12 protein-coding genes and 1 pseudogene are annotated in these 18,708 nt (G+C 47.9%); 11 read left to right on the forward strand and 2 right to left on the reverse strand.

The window, feature by feature from the left end; genetic code table 11:
* Window positions 1-103 precede the first annotated feature (103 nt).
* The 3 genes from ACWP87_RS12025 (at window position 104) to ACWP87_RS12035 (ending at window position 4,244) form a co-directional block, all read left to right on the forward strand.
* Window positions 104-2,035, forward strand: coding sequence for a fructose-bisphosphatase class III (locus ACWP87_RS12025; RefSeq protein WP_014569849.1), 1,932 nt, complete (start codon window positions 104-106; stop codon window positions 2,033-2,035).
* 103 nt (window positions 2,036-2,138) lie between these two features.
* The gene (locus ACWP87_RS12030) at window positions 2,139-2,969 is read left to right on the forward strand and encodes a YitT family protein (protein ID WP_014569848.1); all 831 of its coding nucleotides are present in this window, start codon (window positions 2,139-2,141) and stop codon (window positions 2,967-2,969) included.
* A gap of 372 nt (window positions 2,970-3,341) precedes the next feature.
* The gene (locus tag ACWP87_RS12035) at window positions 3,342-4,244 is read left to right on the forward strand and encodes a sortase domain-containing protein (protein ID WP_005692818.1); all 903 of its coding nucleotides are present in this window, start codon (window positions 3,342-3,344) and stop codon (window positions 4,242-4,244) included.
* Between the two features lie 151 nt (window positions 4,245-4,395).
* On the opposite strand, the gene ACWP87_RS12040 is transcribed toward ACWP87_RS12035, so the two are convergent.
* Window positions 4,396-5,427 carry a branched-chain amino acid aminotransferase gene (locus ACWP87_RS12040; protein WP_014569847.1) on the reverse strand — a complete coding sequence of 344 codons (1,032 nt, stop codon included), beginning with the start codon at window positions 5,425-5,427 and terminating at the stop codon, window positions 4,396-4,398.
* Between the two features lie 360 nt (window positions 5,428-5,787).
* Here ACWP87_RS12040 and glgB point away from each other — a divergent pair, with 360 nt between their 5' ends.
* From glgB to ACWP87_RS12070, 6 genes are all read left to right on the forward strand, one after another.
* Window positions 5,788-7,851 carry a 1,4-alpha-glucan branching protein GlgB gene (glgB, locus tag ACWP87_RS12045; RefSeq protein WP_014569846.1) on the forward strand — a complete coding sequence of 688 codons (2,064 nt, stop codon included), beginning with the start codon at window positions 5,788-5,790 and terminating at the stop codon, window positions 7,849-7,851.
* A 29-nt stretch (window positions 7,852-7,880) separates the two neighbouring features.
* Complete coding sequence (locus ACWP87_RS12050) at window positions 7,881-9,023, forward strand: glucose-1-phosphate adenylyltransferase (protein WP_005687169.1); 1,143 nt, start codon at window positions 7,881-7,883, stop codon at window positions 9,021-9,023.
* Window positions 9,020-10,189 carry a glucose-1-phosphate adenylyltransferase subunit GlgD gene (glgD, locus tag ACWP87_RS12055; RefSeq protein WP_014569845.1) on the forward strand — a complete coding sequence of 390 codons (1,170 nt, stop codon included), beginning with the start codon at window positions 9,020-9,022 and terminating at the stop codon, window positions 10,187-10,189. The genes ACWP87_RS12050 and glgD overlap by 4 nt, the downstream gene beginning before the upstream one ends.
* Window positions 10,182-11,627 (forward strand): glycogen synthase GlgA, encoded by a 1,446-nt coding sequence (gene glgA / locus ACWP87_RS12060; protein ID WP_005692826.1) that lies wholly within the window; start codon window positions 10,182-10,184, stop codon window positions 11,625-11,627. The genes glgD and glgA overlap by 8 nt, the downstream gene beginning before the upstream one ends.
* A 147-nt stretch (window positions 11,628-11,774) precedes the next feature.
* Window positions 11,775-14,186 (forward strand): glycogen/starch/alpha-glucan phosphorylase, encoded by a 2,412-nt coding sequence (locus ACWP87_RS12065; RefSeq protein WP_014569844.1) that lies wholly within the window; start codon window positions 11,775-11,777, stop codon window positions 14,184-14,186.
* 21 nt (window positions 14,187-14,207) lie between these two features.
* Complete coding sequence (locus ACWP87_RS12070) at window positions 14,208-15,986, forward strand: glycoside hydrolase family 13 protein (RefSeq protein WP_005692830.1); 1,779 nt, start codon at window positions 14,208-14,210, stop codon at window positions 15,984-15,986.
* Window positions 15,987-16,099: 113 nt separating this feature from the next.
* Here the strand turns inward: ACWP87_RS12070 and ACWP87_RS12075 are convergent, their stop codons facing one another.
* On the reverse strand, window positions 16,100-17,029 hold the full coding sequence (locus tag ACWP87_RS12075; RefSeq protein WP_005712897.1) for an FAD:protein FMN transferase: 930 nt from the start codon (window positions 17,027-17,029) through the stop codon (window positions 16,100-16,102).
* A gap of 150 nt (window positions 17,030-17,179) precedes the next feature.
* On the opposite strand from ACWP87_RS12075, the gene ACWP87_RS12080 reads away from it, so the two are divergent.
* Together ACWP87_RS12080 and ACWP87_RS12085 are read left to right on the forward strand one after the other, a co-directional pair.
* A complete protein-coding gene (locus ACWP87_RS12080) occupies window positions 17,180-17,515 on the forward strand; it encodes an ArsR/SmtB family transcription factor (RefSeq protein WP_014569843.1) in 336 nt (111 codons plus the stop codon).
* A gap of 174 nt (window positions 17,516-17,689) precedes the next feature.
* Window positions 17,690-18,627, forward strand: a pseudogene (locus ACWP87_RS12085) (cation diffusion facilitator family transporter).
* The last annotated feature ends 81 nt before the right edge of the window (window positions 18,628-18,708 follow it).

An 18,708-nucleotide genomic window follows, 5' to 3' on the forward strand; every position in this document is an offset into this window, starting at 1 on the left:
TTATGATTTTCTTGAAAAATGTTGAAACCGTATACAAAAGCCGGAATTATGCTATCATATTGCCATGAGTCAAAAATTGGTCTATGCGAAAGGGAGCTGCATCATGGATTTGTACAGTGAATTGACGGCCAAGTATCAAACGGTTCCGGCCATTGCCACCGAGATCATCAACTTGGAGGCGATTTTGAACCTGCCCAAGCCAACAGAGGCGTTTATGAGCGATATTCACGGGGAATATAATGCGTTTCAGCATGTTCTGCGCAATGGCAGCGGTAATGTGAAGAGCAAGATACGTTCATGTTTTCGGGATGAGATGACCGAGACGACTTTGCAGCGGTTTGCTTTTTTGGTGTATTACCCGTCGGAACGGTTGACTGCGATTCATCAGGAGCTGCAAGGGGATGATTTGCAGCAGTGGTATCTGACCACTTTTCGCCGGTTGATTCGCTTGCTGGCGTTTACCGCGACTAAATATACCCGTTCGAAAGTGCGTAAGGCGATGGCGCCGGAGTTTGTTTATATTACCGAAGAGCTGCTGTATAACGATGCGGACACGCCTGATAAGCTGGCTTATTATTGGCAGATTATTCGCAACTTGATTGTTTTGGAGCAGGCCGATGAGTGGATTGAGGCGACGTGTCGGACAATTCAGCGGCTGACGGTCGATCATTTTCACATTGTGGGTGATATTTATGATCGGGGGCCGGCGCCGGATCAGGTGGTTGAGAGTTTGATCAAGCGTGATCAGCGACATTCGGTGGATATTCAGTGGGGCAATCATGATATTTTATGGATCGGCGGTGCAGCTGGTTCGGCGTTGTGTATTGCCAATCTGGTGCGGATTTCAGCCCGGTACAACAACCTGAGCATTCTTGAAGATGTTTATGGGATTAATTTGCGCCATTTAGCACGCTTGGCGGAACAATATTATCAGGATAATCCGGCCTTTTCGCCTAAAATGGGGCGCTCGGATCGGCCAATTACCGAGGCGGAACGGTTACAAATCACCCAGATTCATCAGGCAATTGCCATGATTCAGTTCAAACTTGAAGGCCCGGCCATCAAGCGGCGTCCTGAATTTGAAATGGATCATCGGTTATTGCTGGACAAGTTAGCCGCGGATTTTTCCACGATTCAGTTGAATGGGCATACTTATCCCATCACCAATGGCTGTTTTGCGACGGTTGACCCGGCTGATCCTTACCGACTGTTGCCGGAAGAGCAGGAGGTCATTGATTCCTTAGTCGAGTCGTTCACCCATTCGGAAAAGTTGCATCGCCATATGGATTTTTTGATGGATCGCGGCAGTATGTATCTGCGGTATAATCGCAATTTGCTGTTACACGGGTGCGTGCCGGTTGATGAAGATGGCAATTTCATTGGTTTAACGATTGAAGGCACGACTTATACAGGCCGGCAGTTGTTTGACATGCTGGAAGCCAATTTGCGCCTCGCCTACAGTCAGCCCACGGAAAAAGCAGACTTGGCGACTGATTTGCTATGGTATCTGTGGACCGGTCCGAATTCGCCGCTTTTTGGCAAGCACGACATGACCACATTTGAGCGGTACTTTATCAAGGATCCCGCGACGCATGCAGAAGGCCGTAATGCTTATTATCACTTGCGCAAGGATCCTGATTTCATCAAAAAAATTCTGCGTGAGTTTGTGCTTGATCCGGAAGTCGGTCACGTGATTAATGGTCATACGCCGGTTAAAAAAGGAACCGATCCAATCATGGCGAATAACAAAATGATTGTCATTGACGGCGGATTTTCAAAGCCTTACCAAAAGACAACCGGTATTGGCGGGTATACTTTGTTGGATAATTCGTATGGCATGCAGCTGGTCACCCATCAGCCGTTTACAACCAAGGCCGATGCGATTGCCAATTTAACCGACATTATTTCCACGCGCCGAGTTGTTGAAACGGAGGCACGGCGCCGCACCGTGGCAGAAACCGATATTGGCACCGCGCTACAGGCTGAGGTGGAGGTGTTAAAACGGCGCCTTGCTGAGTTACGCAATGGTGACTAACCACGGTTTTAAAATGAGCGTTGTTTGTCAGCAAGCATTTTATCCCGTATAGTTATTAACATAATAAGTTAGAAACATGGATAACCATAGAAAGGGTGGCTTGATGCAAAAAACGATGCGACATCCGGTGCTGAAATGGCTGTGGATCATGGCGGCGCTTGCGCTTATTGCGGTGAGTATCAATATGTTTTACGCCCCGCATGCAGTGGCTGCTGGTGGCGCAACCGGGATCGCGATTCTGGTTCAGGAAGTGGCCGGGATTCAAGTTGGCTTAACCACCATGGCTGTTAATCTGCTGATGCTAGGGCTAGCATGGTTTTTCCTCGATCGCAGCACCTTAAAACGCATTCTTTTCGGCAGTTTCATGCTGCCATTACTTTTGTGGATCACGCCTGAGATTAACCTTGTGACCGATCGGCTATTGGCCATTATTGTCGGTAGTGTGGTATTTGCTTTTGGGGTCGGATTGCTTTACCAAATGGATGCTTCCAGCGGTGGAACGACGGTACCGCCGCTAATTTTCAAGAAATATTTTGGCTTGAAGCCGTCTATTATGTTACTGATCACGGATGTCATCGTTTCGCTCTTCAATATTCCGGTGTCAGGTGTTGAGGCCTTTATTCTTGCCGTATTTGCACTCACGATTACGAGTCTGGTCATGAATTATGTCGAAACCGGCTTTGACCGTAAAAAAGCCGTTTACATCATGAGCGATCAACTGGATATGTTGAAACAGCGGATTCGCGACGAAACGCCGCACGGTTTAACGGTGCAACCGGTTGTCGGCGGCTTTTCAGATGAAAACAGGGAGATGTTGATGGTCGTCGTTGAGCAAAGCGATTTCCGGCACCTGATTGAACTGATTCATGGTATTGATCCCGACGCCTTTATTCTGACCGTAGCTGCGACTGAAGTTCATGGTGGTAGTATTTGAGCTGCTAATCGGTTTTTCGAATTTTTAAAGGTTAACCATCATGATAAATTGCTCAGTGACGTGTTTTGTTCACTGGGCTTTTTTGTTGAAATGACGGGGATAAGCGCGCTGATCAAGGCCTAAAAATAACGATATTTATAAAATGCTGTAAACCAACTTTTAAAAAGATTCCTTTGATAATTTGGTTTTAAAAAACGGAAACTGCTTATCATCAAGTATTATCCTGATTATAAATAACAAAATCTACTTTTTAAAAGTAAGCATATTTGTTTACCTGCTTCATTAAATTGTGCATAATCTAAATCAAGAGATGGCCATCTCGAAGTTAATAGTGTGGTAAGTCATTTTGCAATATGGACTGGGGGAGTCTATATGTTTCGCAGAAGTCTGATCACTTTCGCTCTTGTATTGGGCGGGCTGTTTGGTACGACCACAGTCAGTCATACAATTCAGAGCCGAGACTTGGCCGGATTGCGCACCAGCACAAGGGAGAAAGCTAATGATGTAAGCACATCGAGCGATTTACTCAGAGCAACCGCTGCGGTGACGCCAGAAAAAGTTCAGGCGGCAGCGCATCCTAGTTGGAGTGTTCGCTCAGGTCAAGCAGTCGTTAAATCGTCTGACCCAACACCATCCGGCCAGACAAAAGTAAGTCAACCAAGTGCTGTTAGCGCGCCGGCAACCAATCAGACCGCTTCATCAACAAGTTCCGCTGCATCCGCTTCAAATGCGTCAGCCGGAACCGCAACCGCTGGCACATCAACCGCGCAATTTACTGTTGCAGCGGCACCAGCTAAAACCGCATCAGCCGTCACGAACCAATCAGCAACTCAACCAACCGCTCAGCCGCAAGCACAACCGGCGAAACCGGCAGCAGCTTATGCGAGTCGGGTATTAATGTTTGCCGGGGTCACCGTTCCGTACATTATTGGTAATGAAAGTATGGACGCCGCGCCAATGAACGGTGCCGCAACTTGGGGCGGTCAGGCAAACTACAGCAACGTCAGTGGGCAGAATACGCACTTTATCGGGCATAATCCCGGAGCGTTTGCTGCGATGCTTTCGCTTGGTATCGGTTCGCCAATTACGGTGACCGATGCCGCCGGAAGTCCGCGCACGTATCACGTTTATCGGTTAGTTCAGGTTTCGCCTGAAGCCGTTACAGCTGACGGTCAGGATCTTTGGAATGAAATTACCGGTACAGGTGGCGGTCAGCGCATTACGCTCCAGACTTGTGTTGGTGATTATTGGCGCTTAATTGCCTTTGCTCGCTAACAGGTGTGAATCAAAATCGTCAGTTTGTTTGGATGAGTTTTAGAAGAAAGATCGCGATATCAATGGCAATACAAAAGCAGCTGCCAGCGCATGAAGATGCGTTGACAGCTGCTTTTAATTTGCAGTTTGAAATCGGTGCGTGACGTTTGCTTTAATCAACGGGTACATTGACAATCCAGCCGTCTGGTGCAGGGACGTCGCCAAACTGAATACCCGTGAGTTCGTTATAAATCGCCTGAGTATGTGGGCCGACTTCGGTTTCGGAATAAAAGACATGTTCGTGATCGTTGTATGTGATGCTGGCGATAGGCGTAATGACCGCTGCAGTTCCGCACGCGCCTGCTTCACCAAACTGGTCTAAATCGGTAATGGCAATCTTGGTTTCTTCGGTTTTCATGCCGAAGCGATCATGTGCCAGCGCCAAGATTGAGTATTTGGTAATACTTGGCAGAATCGAAGGGGATTTCGGTGTTTTAAGGGTTTTACCGTCCTTAGAGATACCGAAAAAGTTAGCTGAACCCACTTCTTCAATATATTTATGTTCGATCGGGTCAAGGTAAATCGCATCGCCATAACCATGTTCATGGGCAAACTTTCCGGCTTGTAGCGAGGCCGCATAGTTACCACCGACTTTAGCCTGACCGGTGCCGTAGTGAGCAGCACGGTCATGTTGATCGGCCACCACAAACTTGGTTGGCACCATGCCGCCTTTAAAATAAGGACCAACCGGCATCGCGAAAACATCAAAGATATATTCTTTGGCGGGGGCAACGCCAATATTAGGGCCAACGCCAATTAACATGGGACGTAAGTATAAAGTTGCGCCGGTGCCATATGGCGGTACGTATTCATGGTTAGCGGCAACGACTTGTTTGACCGCCTCAATGAAGCGATCTTCAGGAAACGGTGGCATTAAAAGTTTTTCTGCTGAGTTGTGCAGACGGTGGGCATTTTGATCCGGACGGAAAAGCTGAATGCCTCCTGATTTGGTGCGATAAGCCTTGAGTCCTTCAAAAGCACCTTGCCCATAATGTAAAATTGGCGAACCTTCATTCAAAGTTAAGTTGGGATCACTTGATAAAGTGCCGTCATCCCAAGCGCCATCTTTCCAGTGGGCAACATACCGATAAGGCAGTTGCATGTAATCAAATCCTAGATTGTTCCAATCAATATCGACGCTCATCGTCATCCCTCCAGTGGGTGGTTGCGTGGGTTAAAACACAAGATTGACAAATCCCGAGATCGGTTTAGAAAACATTGTGTTTTCATTAAATAATATAGCCTATATGTTAGATTATTCTCACAAATAACTCAACCAAAAAAATTGTATTTACTGTTAATATTTTCCGAAAGCGGTTACAATTAACGGCGAGGAGGATTATATTCCTCTTGGCAGCAAGAGTGGTCAGATTTAAAAAAAGTGATCCGGTGAGCGTTTCTTGAGCCTTTTCATGGTCGTGCTGTTACACTTGTGGCGGAAGGAAATATTCGTGATGCTTGAACCACATGCAACGAGTCGGATGATGTGATTGGGGGAGTGATCATGATCCAAGGATTAAAAGATTGGTTATACCTCTTCAACTCAGGGCAGGATTTTCAAAGTTACAATCGGTTTGGTGCCCATGAAGTTTCACCTGGCAAATGGTCGTTTCTCGTCTGGGCGCCACATGCCCAACAGATTAAAGTTGTCGGCGATTTTAACGATTGGCGCGGCAGTCCGCTGACCCGGCAAGGAGAAACCGGCTGTTGGTACGGCGAACTCGCAGCCCAGAAAGGACAGTTGTATAAGTACAAGGTGGTCGGTCCGGATGGGGCCACACATGAAAAGATTGATCCATATGGGTTTGGATTTGAACGTAAGCCAGGCAGTGCTGCCCGACTGCTTGATATTCCGCGAATCAAATGGCATGACGATTCGTGGCTAAGCAAACGCAGTAAGTGGCGGCCATATGCTGAGCCCCTGGCAATTTATGAGGTGCATTTAGGTTCTTTTATCCGCGACACGCACGCCGGTCCGGATGGCGGGTATATGACCTATCAAGATGCGATTGATAAGCTGATTCCTTACGTTAAGGAATTGGGGTATACCCATATTGAGTTTTTGCCGTTGATGGAGCATCCGCTTGACGCTTCATGGGGCTATCAGCTGATGGGTTACTTTGCCCCGACAAGCCGTTTTGGCGACCCGGCAGATTTCCTCAGGTTTGTCGATGCTGCTCATGTGGCCGGGTTGGGCATCATCATGGATTGGGTGCCAGGACATTTCATTAAAAATACCGATATGCTCGCTCAATTCGATGGTACCCCAACGTTTGAATATACCGATCCGCACCGCGCCGAAAATGTTCGCTGGGGAACCTGGAATTTTGATTTAGGCAAAGCACAAGTGCAAAGTTTTCTGATTTCCAGCGCGATGTATTGGCTTGATCATTGTCATCTTGATGGGCTGCGTGTTGATGCGGTTTCGAATATGCTGTACATGGATTATGACGCCGGCAAAGAAAATGATCGCAATCGGTTTGGCGGCCGCGATAATCTTGAGGGCATTGCCTTTTTGAAGCAGCTGAATACGAAGGTGTTTGCCAAGCATCCGGATGTTTTGATGATGGCGGAGGAAAGTTCAGCCTATCCTAAGGTGTCAGCGCCGATTAATATCGGTGGCCTAGGGTTCAATTACAAATGGAACATGGGCTGGATGAACGATACGCTGAAGTTCTTTGAAGAAGATCCGGTTTATCGCCACAGTGATATGAATTTATTGACGTTTTCATTTATGTATATGTATAACGAACAGTTCGTTTTACCGTTTTCCCACGATGAAGTCGTTCACGGGAAGAAGAGCCTGATGCACAAGATGCCTGGCGATCGGTACAACCAGTTTGCCAATCTACGCACCATGTACGTGTGGCAAATGACGTTTCCGGGGAAAAAGCTATTATTCATGGGCAGTGAATGGGGTCAATTCCTTGAATGGCGTGACTGGAGCGAGCTTGAGTGGGTTGATTTGAAAGACCCGATGAACCATAAAATGCAAACCTTTACGAAAACGCTGAATCATATCTATACAAACCGACCGAGTCTTTGGCAACAGGATCATGAACCACTTGGCATTAAGATCACAATGGCGGATGAACCGGATGTCATGAGTTACATCCGTTATGGCAAGCAAAAAGATGACTTCACGGTGGTTGCGTTAAATTTTGTCCCGGTGCAAAAAGACCACTTCCGCGTGCCAGTCCCAAGCTTGGGCACGTACACGATTCTTTTAAATACGGAAAGCCTTGATTTTGGCGGTACCTGGACCAAGTGGCAGGCGACTTTAACCGCCCAGCTAGGTGATCAATACGGCGAGCCGGCTTGGTTAGATGTGATTTTGCCAGCAATGGGCGCGTTACTAATTGTTCCCAAAAAACTGCAGCCGTTGCCTAAAAAGTTGGCGACCAAGCACCATCAGCGGCCAGCCGCACTTTCCGGAAAGCAGCCGCCACTGGCAATTTCAAATCAGGAACGACCGGCCATCAGTCATCAACGCGATTGGGGGACGGCGCCTGCCCGAACGCAACCGGTGAAAAAAGACCTGATTGTTAAGAAGCATAAGAAGAAGTGAGGGGGGAAGGCGCAAGTTGCGCCGTCATCATGAGTACTGAAATGTTAGGTATCATTCTCGCTGGGGGTCAAGGCACACGGTTGGGTAAACTAACCAAAACCACTGCCAAGCCCTCGGTACCTTTTGGAGGTCGCTATCGGATTATTGATTTCACCTTAAGTAACTTGGCTAATTCAGGGGTGAATACGGCAGGTGTCATTACCCAGTATCAACCGCTTGAATTGAATCGGCATATTCAAAACGGGGCGAGCTGGGGACTCAACGAGCGTGGCGCCGGGGTTACGATTCTGCAGCCATACGCGTCAAGTGAAGGCGAAAAGTTCTTTGAAGGTACAGCGCACGCGATTTATCAAAATATTGCGTATATCGATTCTTATAATCCGCAATATCTACTGATTCTATCCGGTGATCATATTTATAAAATGGATTATCAGGCCATGTTGGATTACCACAAGGCCAAAAAAGCCTCATTGACCGTGGCGGTTATGCCGGTTGCCAAAGACGAAGCCAAGCGGTTTGGAATTATGAACACCGATGACACGGATCGGATTATCGAATTTGAAGAAAAGCCAGCTAAGCCTAAGAGCAACTTGGCTTCAATGGGGATTTACATTTTCAACTGGCCAACCCTTAAACAGTATTTGACTGAAAGCTATGCGACTGATGGGGCGATGGAAGACTTTGGGCACGATGTCATCCCAGCCTACCTGACCCATAACGAAGCCAGCTATGCGTATGCGTTCCGTGGTTATTGGAAAGATGTCGGGACGATTCAGAGTCTGTGGGAAGCCAACATGGAATTCTTGAATCCGAATAATCCATTGAACATCGGCAATCGCAACTGGCGGATTTTCAGCCAAAATGAAGCTTTGCCGCCAATGTTTTTAACCAAGACCGCAAAAGTATCAGGCTCCATGATTGTGGATGGCTGCTATGTTGCCGGTGCCATTGAGCACAGTATCCTGAGCCAGAATGTCAAGATTGGCGAAGGTTCCGTGATCAAAGACAGCATGATCATGCCAAACGCCGTGATCGGCAAGAATGTCACTGTGGATCATGCGATTGTTGGTGAGAATGCGATCATCGGTGATAACGGTAAGGTGATTGGCAAACCGGACGAAATTAGTGTTGTTGGTTATGGGGAAGTTCTAGGAAGGACTGAAAAAGAATGAGAAAAGGCGATTTAGCAGCAATCATTGATCTGAATGAAAAAGATGACCAAATTCAGCCATTGACAGCAGCCCGCCCGATTGGAACGCTGCCATTTGCTGGGCGTTATCGTCTCATTGATTTTCCGCTGTCGTCATTGGATCATGCAAATGTCCGCAGTGTGGCGATTTTCCTGCCCAAGTCGGGTCGCAGTGTCACGGATCATATCCGCAGCGGCTCAACCTGGAATATGGACCAGATAACAGGTGGTGTTTTCACGTATCCGTACATGGCTGGCCGCGATTATGAAGATCCGCAGCTGCGGGCACGGTATTTTGACGATTATCTTCAGTTTCTGCGTAAAAGCAGCGCTCAATATACCATTATCATGGGAACCCAAAATGTCGCCAATGTCGATATTGATGCGATTGTGGCATACCATCAAGCTGGTGAAAGTCCGGTAACGGCGGTGTATAAGAATCTGCCGGAAGCCGCCATGCAACCGGAAGACCTGACTTTGGATATGACCGAATTGGGAACCGCAAGCTCGGTTGTTCCGGCCGCGGAGAATCGGGGCCACCTTAAAGAAGGCAAGATTCCGGCGTTCATGGATATTTACCTGATCGGCACGATTGACTTGATTGATTTGCTCACCGATTCTTCGGAAGCGCCGACTTTTAAACGTCTGCCACAGATTATGCGGGAAGCGGTTTTGCAAAACAATGCCAACGCGTTTGAATATACCGGCTTTTTGGCCAAACTCAATACGATCAAGCGTTACTTTGACGCCAACATGAGCATGTTAGAAGACCAAAACTACCAAGCCTTGTTATATAGTGCTAACTCGATTGAAACCAAGAATAAGAACGAAATCCCGACATTTTTCTCAACCGAATCCCATGTTGCCAACAGTTTGTTAGGGACCGGTGATTTTATTGAAGGAGAAGTCAATCATTCGATTCTTTTCCGGAATGTGCATATTCATCGCGATGCCTTGGTGGATCACAGTATTGTGATGCAAGGCACCAAGATCGGGACCGGTTCCAGCGTGAAATACGCAATTTTAGACAAAGGTGTTATCATTGGACCGAATCTGGCTTTGGAAGGCACACCGGAAGAACCATTAGTGTTTGCCAAGAATCAGAAAGTCTTTCAACCAGATGGCCAGGGGGTGACGGCCCGTGCTTAAAGTACTTTTTACCGCAGCCGAAAGCGCGCCGTTTTATAAAACCGGGGGCTTAGGCGATGTTACCTATGCATTGCCTAAAGCCATTAAGAAACAAGGCGTTGACATTCGGGTGGCAATTCCTTTTTACGAACGCAAATTTCCAGCGAAGTATTTGCCTAAAGTCAAAAATCTGACCCATTTTACGATTGAAATAGGCGGACAACCGGTTTATGTCGGCCTTAAAACAATTAAACTAGGCGATGTCACCTATTATCTGATTGATAACCGACAATATTTTGATCGTGACGGCTTATACGGTTATTGGGATGACGGCGGTCGGTTTGGCTTTTTCCAAATGGCCGTGATTGAAATGCTGCAGGTGATTGAGTGGATTCCCGATATCATTCATGCCAATGACTGGCACACAGCGTTCATTCCGGTGCTATTGAAAGAAAAATATGGCTGGATTCAACCTTATCAAGCGATTAAAACGCAGCTAACCATTCATAATCTGCAATTTCAAGGGTGGTTTCCGCCGTCGATTCTGGACACGGTGTTTGGTATCGGGCGGCAAAGCTTTAATGATGACGGCTTTGCCCAGGACGGCTCGGTGAACTGGCTAAAAGGCGGGATTAACTTTGCTGATCTGGTTTCGACCGTTAGCCCTAGTTATGCTCAGGAGATTCAATCACCAGCATTTGGCGAGCATTTGGATGGCACTTTACGCAAACAAAGTGGTAAATTAGTCGGGATCTTGAACGGCATTGATGATGAAGTCTACAATCCGGCAACCGACCCGCATTTGACGTATAACTACAGTGCCAAGGATTTAAAAGGCAAAGCGAAAGACAAACGCGTTTTGCAAGAAGAAATGCATCTGCCGAAACGTTCGGATCCGCTTTTTGCGATGGTGAGTCGGCTGACCCGGCAAAAAGGGGCCGATTTGCTCGTTGATGCCTTAGAAAACTTCCTGGTTCAAAATAACGTCCAGGTCGTAATCCTCGGTACCGGCGATCGCGACTTGGAAGAGGATCTTCTGTCGTTGCAAGATCGTTTCCCAGGGCAACTGGCGGTTCGAATTGATTTTGATGAAGCGTTGGCGCAACGAATTTATGCTGGGGCTGATTACTTCATGATGCCAAGCGCGTTTGAGCCAAGCGGATTGGCGCAGATGATGGCGATGCGTTATGGTACGTTACCGATTGTGCATGAAACCGGGGGCCTGCGTGATTCTGTCACGCCATACAATGCCGAAACTGGCGCTGGCACCGGTTTTAGTTTCTGGGATTACAATGCCGGCGTGTTGGCCAAGATTCTGTGCATGGCGAAGCACGTTTATTCCGATGAGCCAAAAGTTTATGCCCGCCTGCAACAACAGGCTATGGCAATGGACTTTGATTGGCATCATTCGGCGGCGGCTTACTTGAAGGGGTATAATCGCATCCTAGGTAAAGCATGAGTGTCATCGCGAGGTCATGTCGAATGAAAGTCGCAGCCGACAAGACGGCATTTCGTCTTAGCTGCGGATCGGACATTCGATGAGACCTCGTTGTTCATGTTCGCCAAAATGGTTGCGATGGTTTAATTTTGATGAGGTGTATATTTGATGGCATTAACAAAGGAACAATTCATCGCAGACTTTAAAGACATGGCCTTGAAAATGTATGCGGCACCGCTTGAAGACCTATCTTCACAACAGCTTTATCAGGCATTGGCCTTGTTGACGCGGACATACATTGCCCAACCTTGGGCTGACACCAAGAAGCGGTATGATCAAGAAGAGACCAAACAGGTTTATTACTTTTCAATCGAGTTTTTACCGGGTCGGCTGTTGCAGTCTAATTTGCTGAATCTGGGTATTTTGGATGCGGTTGAGGCAGGGTTACATGCCTTGGACTTGCATCCGCAGAAGATTTTTGATGCCGAGGCGGATCCTGGGTTAGGCAACGGTGGGCTGGGACGATTAGCGTCGGCGTTCATGGATGCGATGGCCAGTGTGGGGATGGCCGGCAATGGCAATGGCATTCGCTATCAATATGGGTTATTTAAACAAGCCTTTGTTAACGGTTATCAAGTTGAACTGCCAGATGATTGGATGCGCAATGGGTTCCCATGGGAGACGCGCAAGGAAAATCGGGCGGTCACGATTAAATTCGGCGGCTGGGTGGAATTAAAACCAAGTCGCAGCGGTAATTTGCGGGTGATCTATCACCAAACTGACGATGTGCTAGCCGTGCCTTATGATGTTGCCATGGTCGGGTATCACAATGGCGTCGTGAACAATCTGCGGCTATGGTCCGCTGAAGCGCCGATTAATGCCGGCTCGCGGTTTACCTTGGAACAAAAAGAACGCATCAATCAAATCACCCAGATCCTGTATCCGGATGACTCTGACAATGCCGGAAAAGAATTGCGGTTGCGCCAAGAGTATTTCTTCACCAGTGCCGGAATTCAGAGTATTGTTCGTCATTACCGGCGGACGCACAACAGCATGGCGGGGTTTGCCGATCGGGTTGCGATTCATATTAATGACACCCACCCGGCGATGGCGATTCCTGAGTTGATGCGGGTTTTGATGGATGATGAACATGTCAGTTGGAACGAGGCATGGCGGATTACATTAAAGGTTATGAGTTACACCAACCATACGTTGCTATCCGAAGCACTTGAAGTCTGGCCGATTGATATGTTCAGTGGTCTGTTGCCGCGGATTTATCAAATCGTTCAGGAAATCGATCGGCGCTTCCGTCTGGCCTTTGTTCCGCAGTTTGGGCAAGCCATGATTGATCGTATTGCTCCTTTAGGTAACGGGCAGGTACGGATGGCTTACTTAGCAACCATTGGCTCCCACGCGATCAACGGCGTGGCCCCGATCCATAGTGAGTTATTGAAAAAAGATGTTTTGCACGACCTGTTCGAGATTTTTCCGGAGCGGTTCAATAATAAGACCAATGGCATTACCCCACGGCGCTGGATTCAAATCGGCGACCGTCCGCTGGCGCACTTACTGGATAAAAAAATTGGCACTACCTGGCGGAAAAATCCGTTGGCATTGCGGAAGTTACATGATTTCAGCGATGATCCGCACTTTTTGTCCGACCTGAATGCCGCTAAAGCCGAAAATAAACGGGCATTGGCTAAGTACATCGATCAAACCGTGCACGTTAAGGTTGACCCGGATGCTATTTTCGATGTGCAGATTAAACGGCTGCATGCTTATAAACGCCAGCTTTTACATGTATTAGGAATTTTAGATGCGTATTTAGCGCTTAAACGCGGTGAAAAACGACCGAAACGCCTGCATATTTTCGGAGCCAAGGCCGCACCCAGTTATGTGTATGCTAAAGAGATCATCAAGGTTATGAATGCGGTAGCGGATATGGTGAACGGTGATCCGGAAGTCAGCCCTTATTTGCAAGTCGTTTTCTTACCTAACTACGGTGTGACGATGGCTGAAAAGATTATCCCTGCTGCTGATATCTCCGAACAGATTTCCACAGCTGGGAAAGAAGCCAGTGGCACCAGTAACATGAAGCTCATGAGTGCCGGTGCGTTAACCTTAGCAACTCTGGATGGGGCCAACATCGAGATTAAAAATGCGGTGGGCGATGATAACATCGAAATTTTCGGCTTAACCGAAGACGAGATTGCCGGTTATTATCGGCGCGGTGATTACCGGGCCCGCGACTTTTATGAAAAGGATCCGCGGTTGCATGCGGTGTTGGATATGCTGGTTAATGGTCAGATTCCGGGAATTGAAACGGAAGGCCGCGATATTTTCAATTCCTTGCTGACGTATAACGATGAATATTTTGTGTTAGCTGACTTTGAAAGTTATTTAGCCGCTAATGCCAAGCTGGATGCCTTGTATCAACAGCCGCAAGCCTGGGCGAAGAAGGCGTTGGTGAACATTGCAGAAAGTGGGCGCTTTTCCGCAGACTTTACGGTTCAGCGCTATGGTCACGATATTTGGCATGTGGTCCCGCAAACGCCAGAAGATGATGGCTTGGGCAACTGATGCGTCACATGGAGGAAAAAGATGTTTCAATTTGATTCATTCACCGATCGGCAGCCTTTTGGGGCAGTTCGGAAAGCAACAACGATTCATTTCACGGCTAAAGCTGACGGTGCGGTGACGCAAGCCTCGCTGATTATCATGCCGGATGGGCGCGGGGATCAAACCGAGACATTGCCAATGACCAAAAGCCCGAATGGTTATACGGTGAGTTTTGCCCCGCAGACGGCTGGTTTATGGTTTTACCATTTTGAACTGCAAACCGATGAAGGCCGCCAACGCTTTGGTGCGGTTGATGGCGGTTTTGGCGGGATCGGGCAGGTTTATCCGGAAAATGCCGATGTGAACAGTTATCAGCTGACCGTGGTCAATGAGTTTGACCCAGTGCCGGAATGGTATCGGCATGCGCGGTTTTATCATATTTTCGTGGACCGGTTTAATAACGGGAATGCGGATGGCCACGTCAACGCACCGAAAGCCAATTCTTTTATCTATGGGCGCCAGTCGGATCGGCCAATGTATATTCGCGGTACCAATGGCGAAGTGTTGCGCTGGGATTTTTATGGTGGTAACTTAACCGGTATTCAGCAAAAATTGCCGCTGTTAGCTGCACGGGGGATTAATGCGCTTTATCTGAGTCCAATTTTTCAGGCGCGTAGCAATCACCGCTATGATACCGGTGATTATTATGCGATTGATGAAGTGTTAGGTACATTGCATGATTTCAAGCAGTTTCTGGCGGCGGCTCATCAGCTGGGGATGCATGTGATTCTGGATGGTGTGTTCAATCATGTCGGTGCCGACAGCCGGTATTTCAATGCCGTGAACGAATATGACGATGTTGGTGCGGCGAACAGTCTGGATTCACCGTACGCATCGTGGTTTTCATTTAAAAGATTTCCTGATGACTATAACAGCTGGTGGGGGGTTAAAGACCTCCCGGCGATTAATAAAGACAATCAGGATTTTCACAATTTTATTGCCGCTAAAAAAGATTCGGTGATCAGTTATTGGACCGATCTGGGCGTGGATGGCTGGCGTTTGGATGTCGCCGATGAGCTGACTGACGACTTTATTCATCAAATTCGGACGACATTGGATCAGTTTCCTGACCGGGTTTTGATCGGTGAGGTTTGGGAAGATGCATCGAATAAGCAGGCTTATGGCAAACGCCGCCAGTATTTTGAAGGTGGCGAGCTGAACGCCGTGATGAATTACCCGTTGCGGTCGATGTTGATTGATTTTGTCAACGGTCAACTCAGCGCGGCCGGTTTTGTCCGCCAGTTAATGACGCTCAAGGAAAACTATCCGCCCAATGCGTTTGCGTTTAATTTTAATAACATTGGCACGCATGATACGGCGCGAATCTTGACCGTGTTGAATGGTGATCGGCGTAAGTTACAATTGATTGTGTCACTTCTTTATTGGCTGCCGGGGGTACCTTGTCTTTATTATGGCGATGAGGCAGGATTAACCGGCGGCAAGGATCCGGACAACCGCGCCTTTTATCCATGGGGGCACGAAGATCAAGCCATTTTGGATATGTATCAGATTGCGTTACAGACGCGGATCGATCAACCAGCCTTAGCAGCCGATGCAGCATTTTTCCCGTTCACGTTTGAAGACAGCCTCGGCTTTGTCCGGCAAAACGAGGCCCAGACGTTGGTCGTCTTAGCCAACCCCACCTGCTCGCCTCAGGTTTTACAAGATCCGAATGCCAAGCTCGTTCCGGCTAATCTGCGGTCACTTTTGCCAATGGGAACCATGGTGCCGCCTGGAAGCGTGATTTGGCAGGCTATCTAAAAAGTCGGGATTGTAGCTATAGGTAGCTGTTAGAGGTGCTAAATTAGAGATCGCAAAAAGCAGCAACCAAAAAATGGCTGCTGCTTTTTGAGTCGCCAGTTAAAACGGTTGATCTACATCGTCACCGCAAGCGTTTCGCGTAATCCGCTAGTTTGATAAACACGGGTGTCTTTGGTGACAAAAATCGCTTCCTGACCTTCTGCTTCGATCGCATCGTAACCAGCCGGGACGCCAGCGTAGAAACCGACTGAAGATAACACGTCACCGATAAGACCATTATCGGCAATGACAGTGATGCTGGCCATGTTCGACTCGACCGGATAACCGGTATTAGGATCGATAAGGTGGTGGTATTCTTTGCCGGCAATCTCTGAATGGCGTTCAAAAATGCCGGTTGTCACAACGGCTTTTGGCTCGGTTGTCAGCGTTGCAATGCTGCGCTGGCCGGGATGGCGGGGATCCGCAATTGGCCACTGCCACAAAGGAATGCCACTGGCCGCTTTACCAACGAGGCGCTGGTTGCCACCTAAGTCAATCAAGCCGCCTTCAACCCCGGTTTTATCCCATAAATCATAGACTTGGTCGACAATAAATCCTTTGGCAATTCCGCCAAGATCCAAAACCATTCCTTCTTTAGGTAAAAAGACGGTTTGATTTTCCGAATCAAGCTCGACTAGATTCGGGTCGGTTAAAGCTAGGGCTGCATTAACTTCACTGGCGGATGGAACACGCGCATCGGCAAAGCCAATTCGCCATAACTTGACGATCGGGCCGATTAACGCATTGTAGCCTAGACCACGTTTGCTCCAGGCTACTGCTTGGGCGATGAGATTAAACACCGGTCGTACCGGAATGTGGACCGGTGTTTTACCGGCCTGGGCATTAATCATGGTTAGCAACGATTCGTCATCATAAAGCGATAGCAAATGCGCATAAGCCTGAATCATACTGACACTTTGATTAAGTAATTCGTTGGCACCATCGGCATAAACGGTTAACGTATTGTCCGCACCTAAGCCGTGAAAGGTTGTTGTCGTTGTCATATTGCACCTCCAAGTAGTCATTGATTATCCTAATGCATAGTATGAACGGTTTGCATATTTGTTGCAATCGTTATGATTTCAGGTATTATTCGTTGTGAATGTCAATTGATTCACCGCGTGTGCTCAGCGCAATTCATGAGGAGGCCAACTATGGCGGCATATAGTTCAGCACAACAGGAAGCATTAAAAGAATTCAAGCAGGATATCGGCCACTTAAATGCCTTATCCAATTCAAGTCGGCAAAAGCTGATTATGATTCTCGGTGCGGCCGATAATCACGTAGGCGTTAGTGTTAATGATCTGGCTGATGCAATCGGATTATCGCAGCCAGCTACCTCGCATCATCTCAAACATCTGAAAGATATTGGGATGGTTGGATCCCGCCGTGAAGGCAATATGGTTTATTATTATTTGACCTTAAACGATACAATTGCCCGGCTTGAGCGGTTAACCAACGCCTTGAAGCGCCAGATCGCCCAAGTGTGACAAAAGTCGTATTGTTCAGCGTGAACCATGGCTAATGCAAATAACAGGTTATTCCTATGTAAAAGTTTTGTAAGAAAGCGCTTGATGCCGTTAAAAAACGTGTTTAAACGATGATTAAAATCAATTTTGCTTTATAATAGCCTCTAATGACTTTTCTGACGAGGGGGAATTAGTATGGATGCTGGTCGCAATATTTTAAAAGATGAACAACGCCGATTTGCCCGTCTGAAAAGTGCCCAGCATGCAGCGGCGTTGAATCTGGTCGTTTATGGTGGTTTAACAGTGGCCGAATTGTGGATCGCGCAATTAGCACATTCCCGGGCATTGGCGGCAGATGGCTTGAATAATCTGACAGGTGTGGCTTCGGCGCTTATCTTATTATGGGGGCTGCAAGTTTCCCAGCAACGACCTGACAGTGAGCATCGATTTGGGCACTGGCGATTTCAAACGATTGCAACCTTATTTTCAGGTCTGATTATGTTAGTCGTTGGTCTGGACGTGGTGCTTGATGGCTACCATGGCTTGCAGGCATGGTACCAAGGTAAAGTGCAAGTGCCCGGTGTTTTGGCGGTTTACGTGAGCCTAGCTGCGGGGGTGGCCATGGCGAGTGTTTCGTTGATGAATCATATTCGCGCCAAGCAACTGGACAGCAGCGTTTTACGGACAGCGTCTAAAGATAGTTTTTCCGATGCTGCGACTAGCGGTGGGACTTTATTGGCCATTCTAGGTGCGAAAGCTGGGTGGCTGTGGCTGGATGGCGGCGCAGCGATTGCGGTCGGCCTTTTGATTTTATATGCCGCTTGGACAATTCTTCGTGACGCCATTTTTGAATTGACAGATGGGTTTGACACCAAGAAAATTGCGGCTTATCGGCAAACAATTACGCAGGTTCCGGAGTTCTCGGGGTTCAAAGCATTGAAGCGCGTTATGCCGGCGATGCGGTGCTGCTGACGATCGGCATTCGGGTGGATCCGAAGATGACCGTGGCGGATTCTTATGAATTAGGCGAACGAGTCGAACGCAAATTGATGGATGCGTACGATATTTTGGATGCCGATGTAAAAACTTATCCGGCCGATTTACCACCGGAAGATGCGCCGCAAGATCCGTAAGCTTGCGGTGGATTTTCCGAAACGAGGCTTTTGGGAGTTAGCGCGCGGTTTTCGTGGATGAGTTTAACGACTGCCTCTGTA

Source organism: Lacticaseibacillus sp. 22 (genome assembly GCF_055413445.1).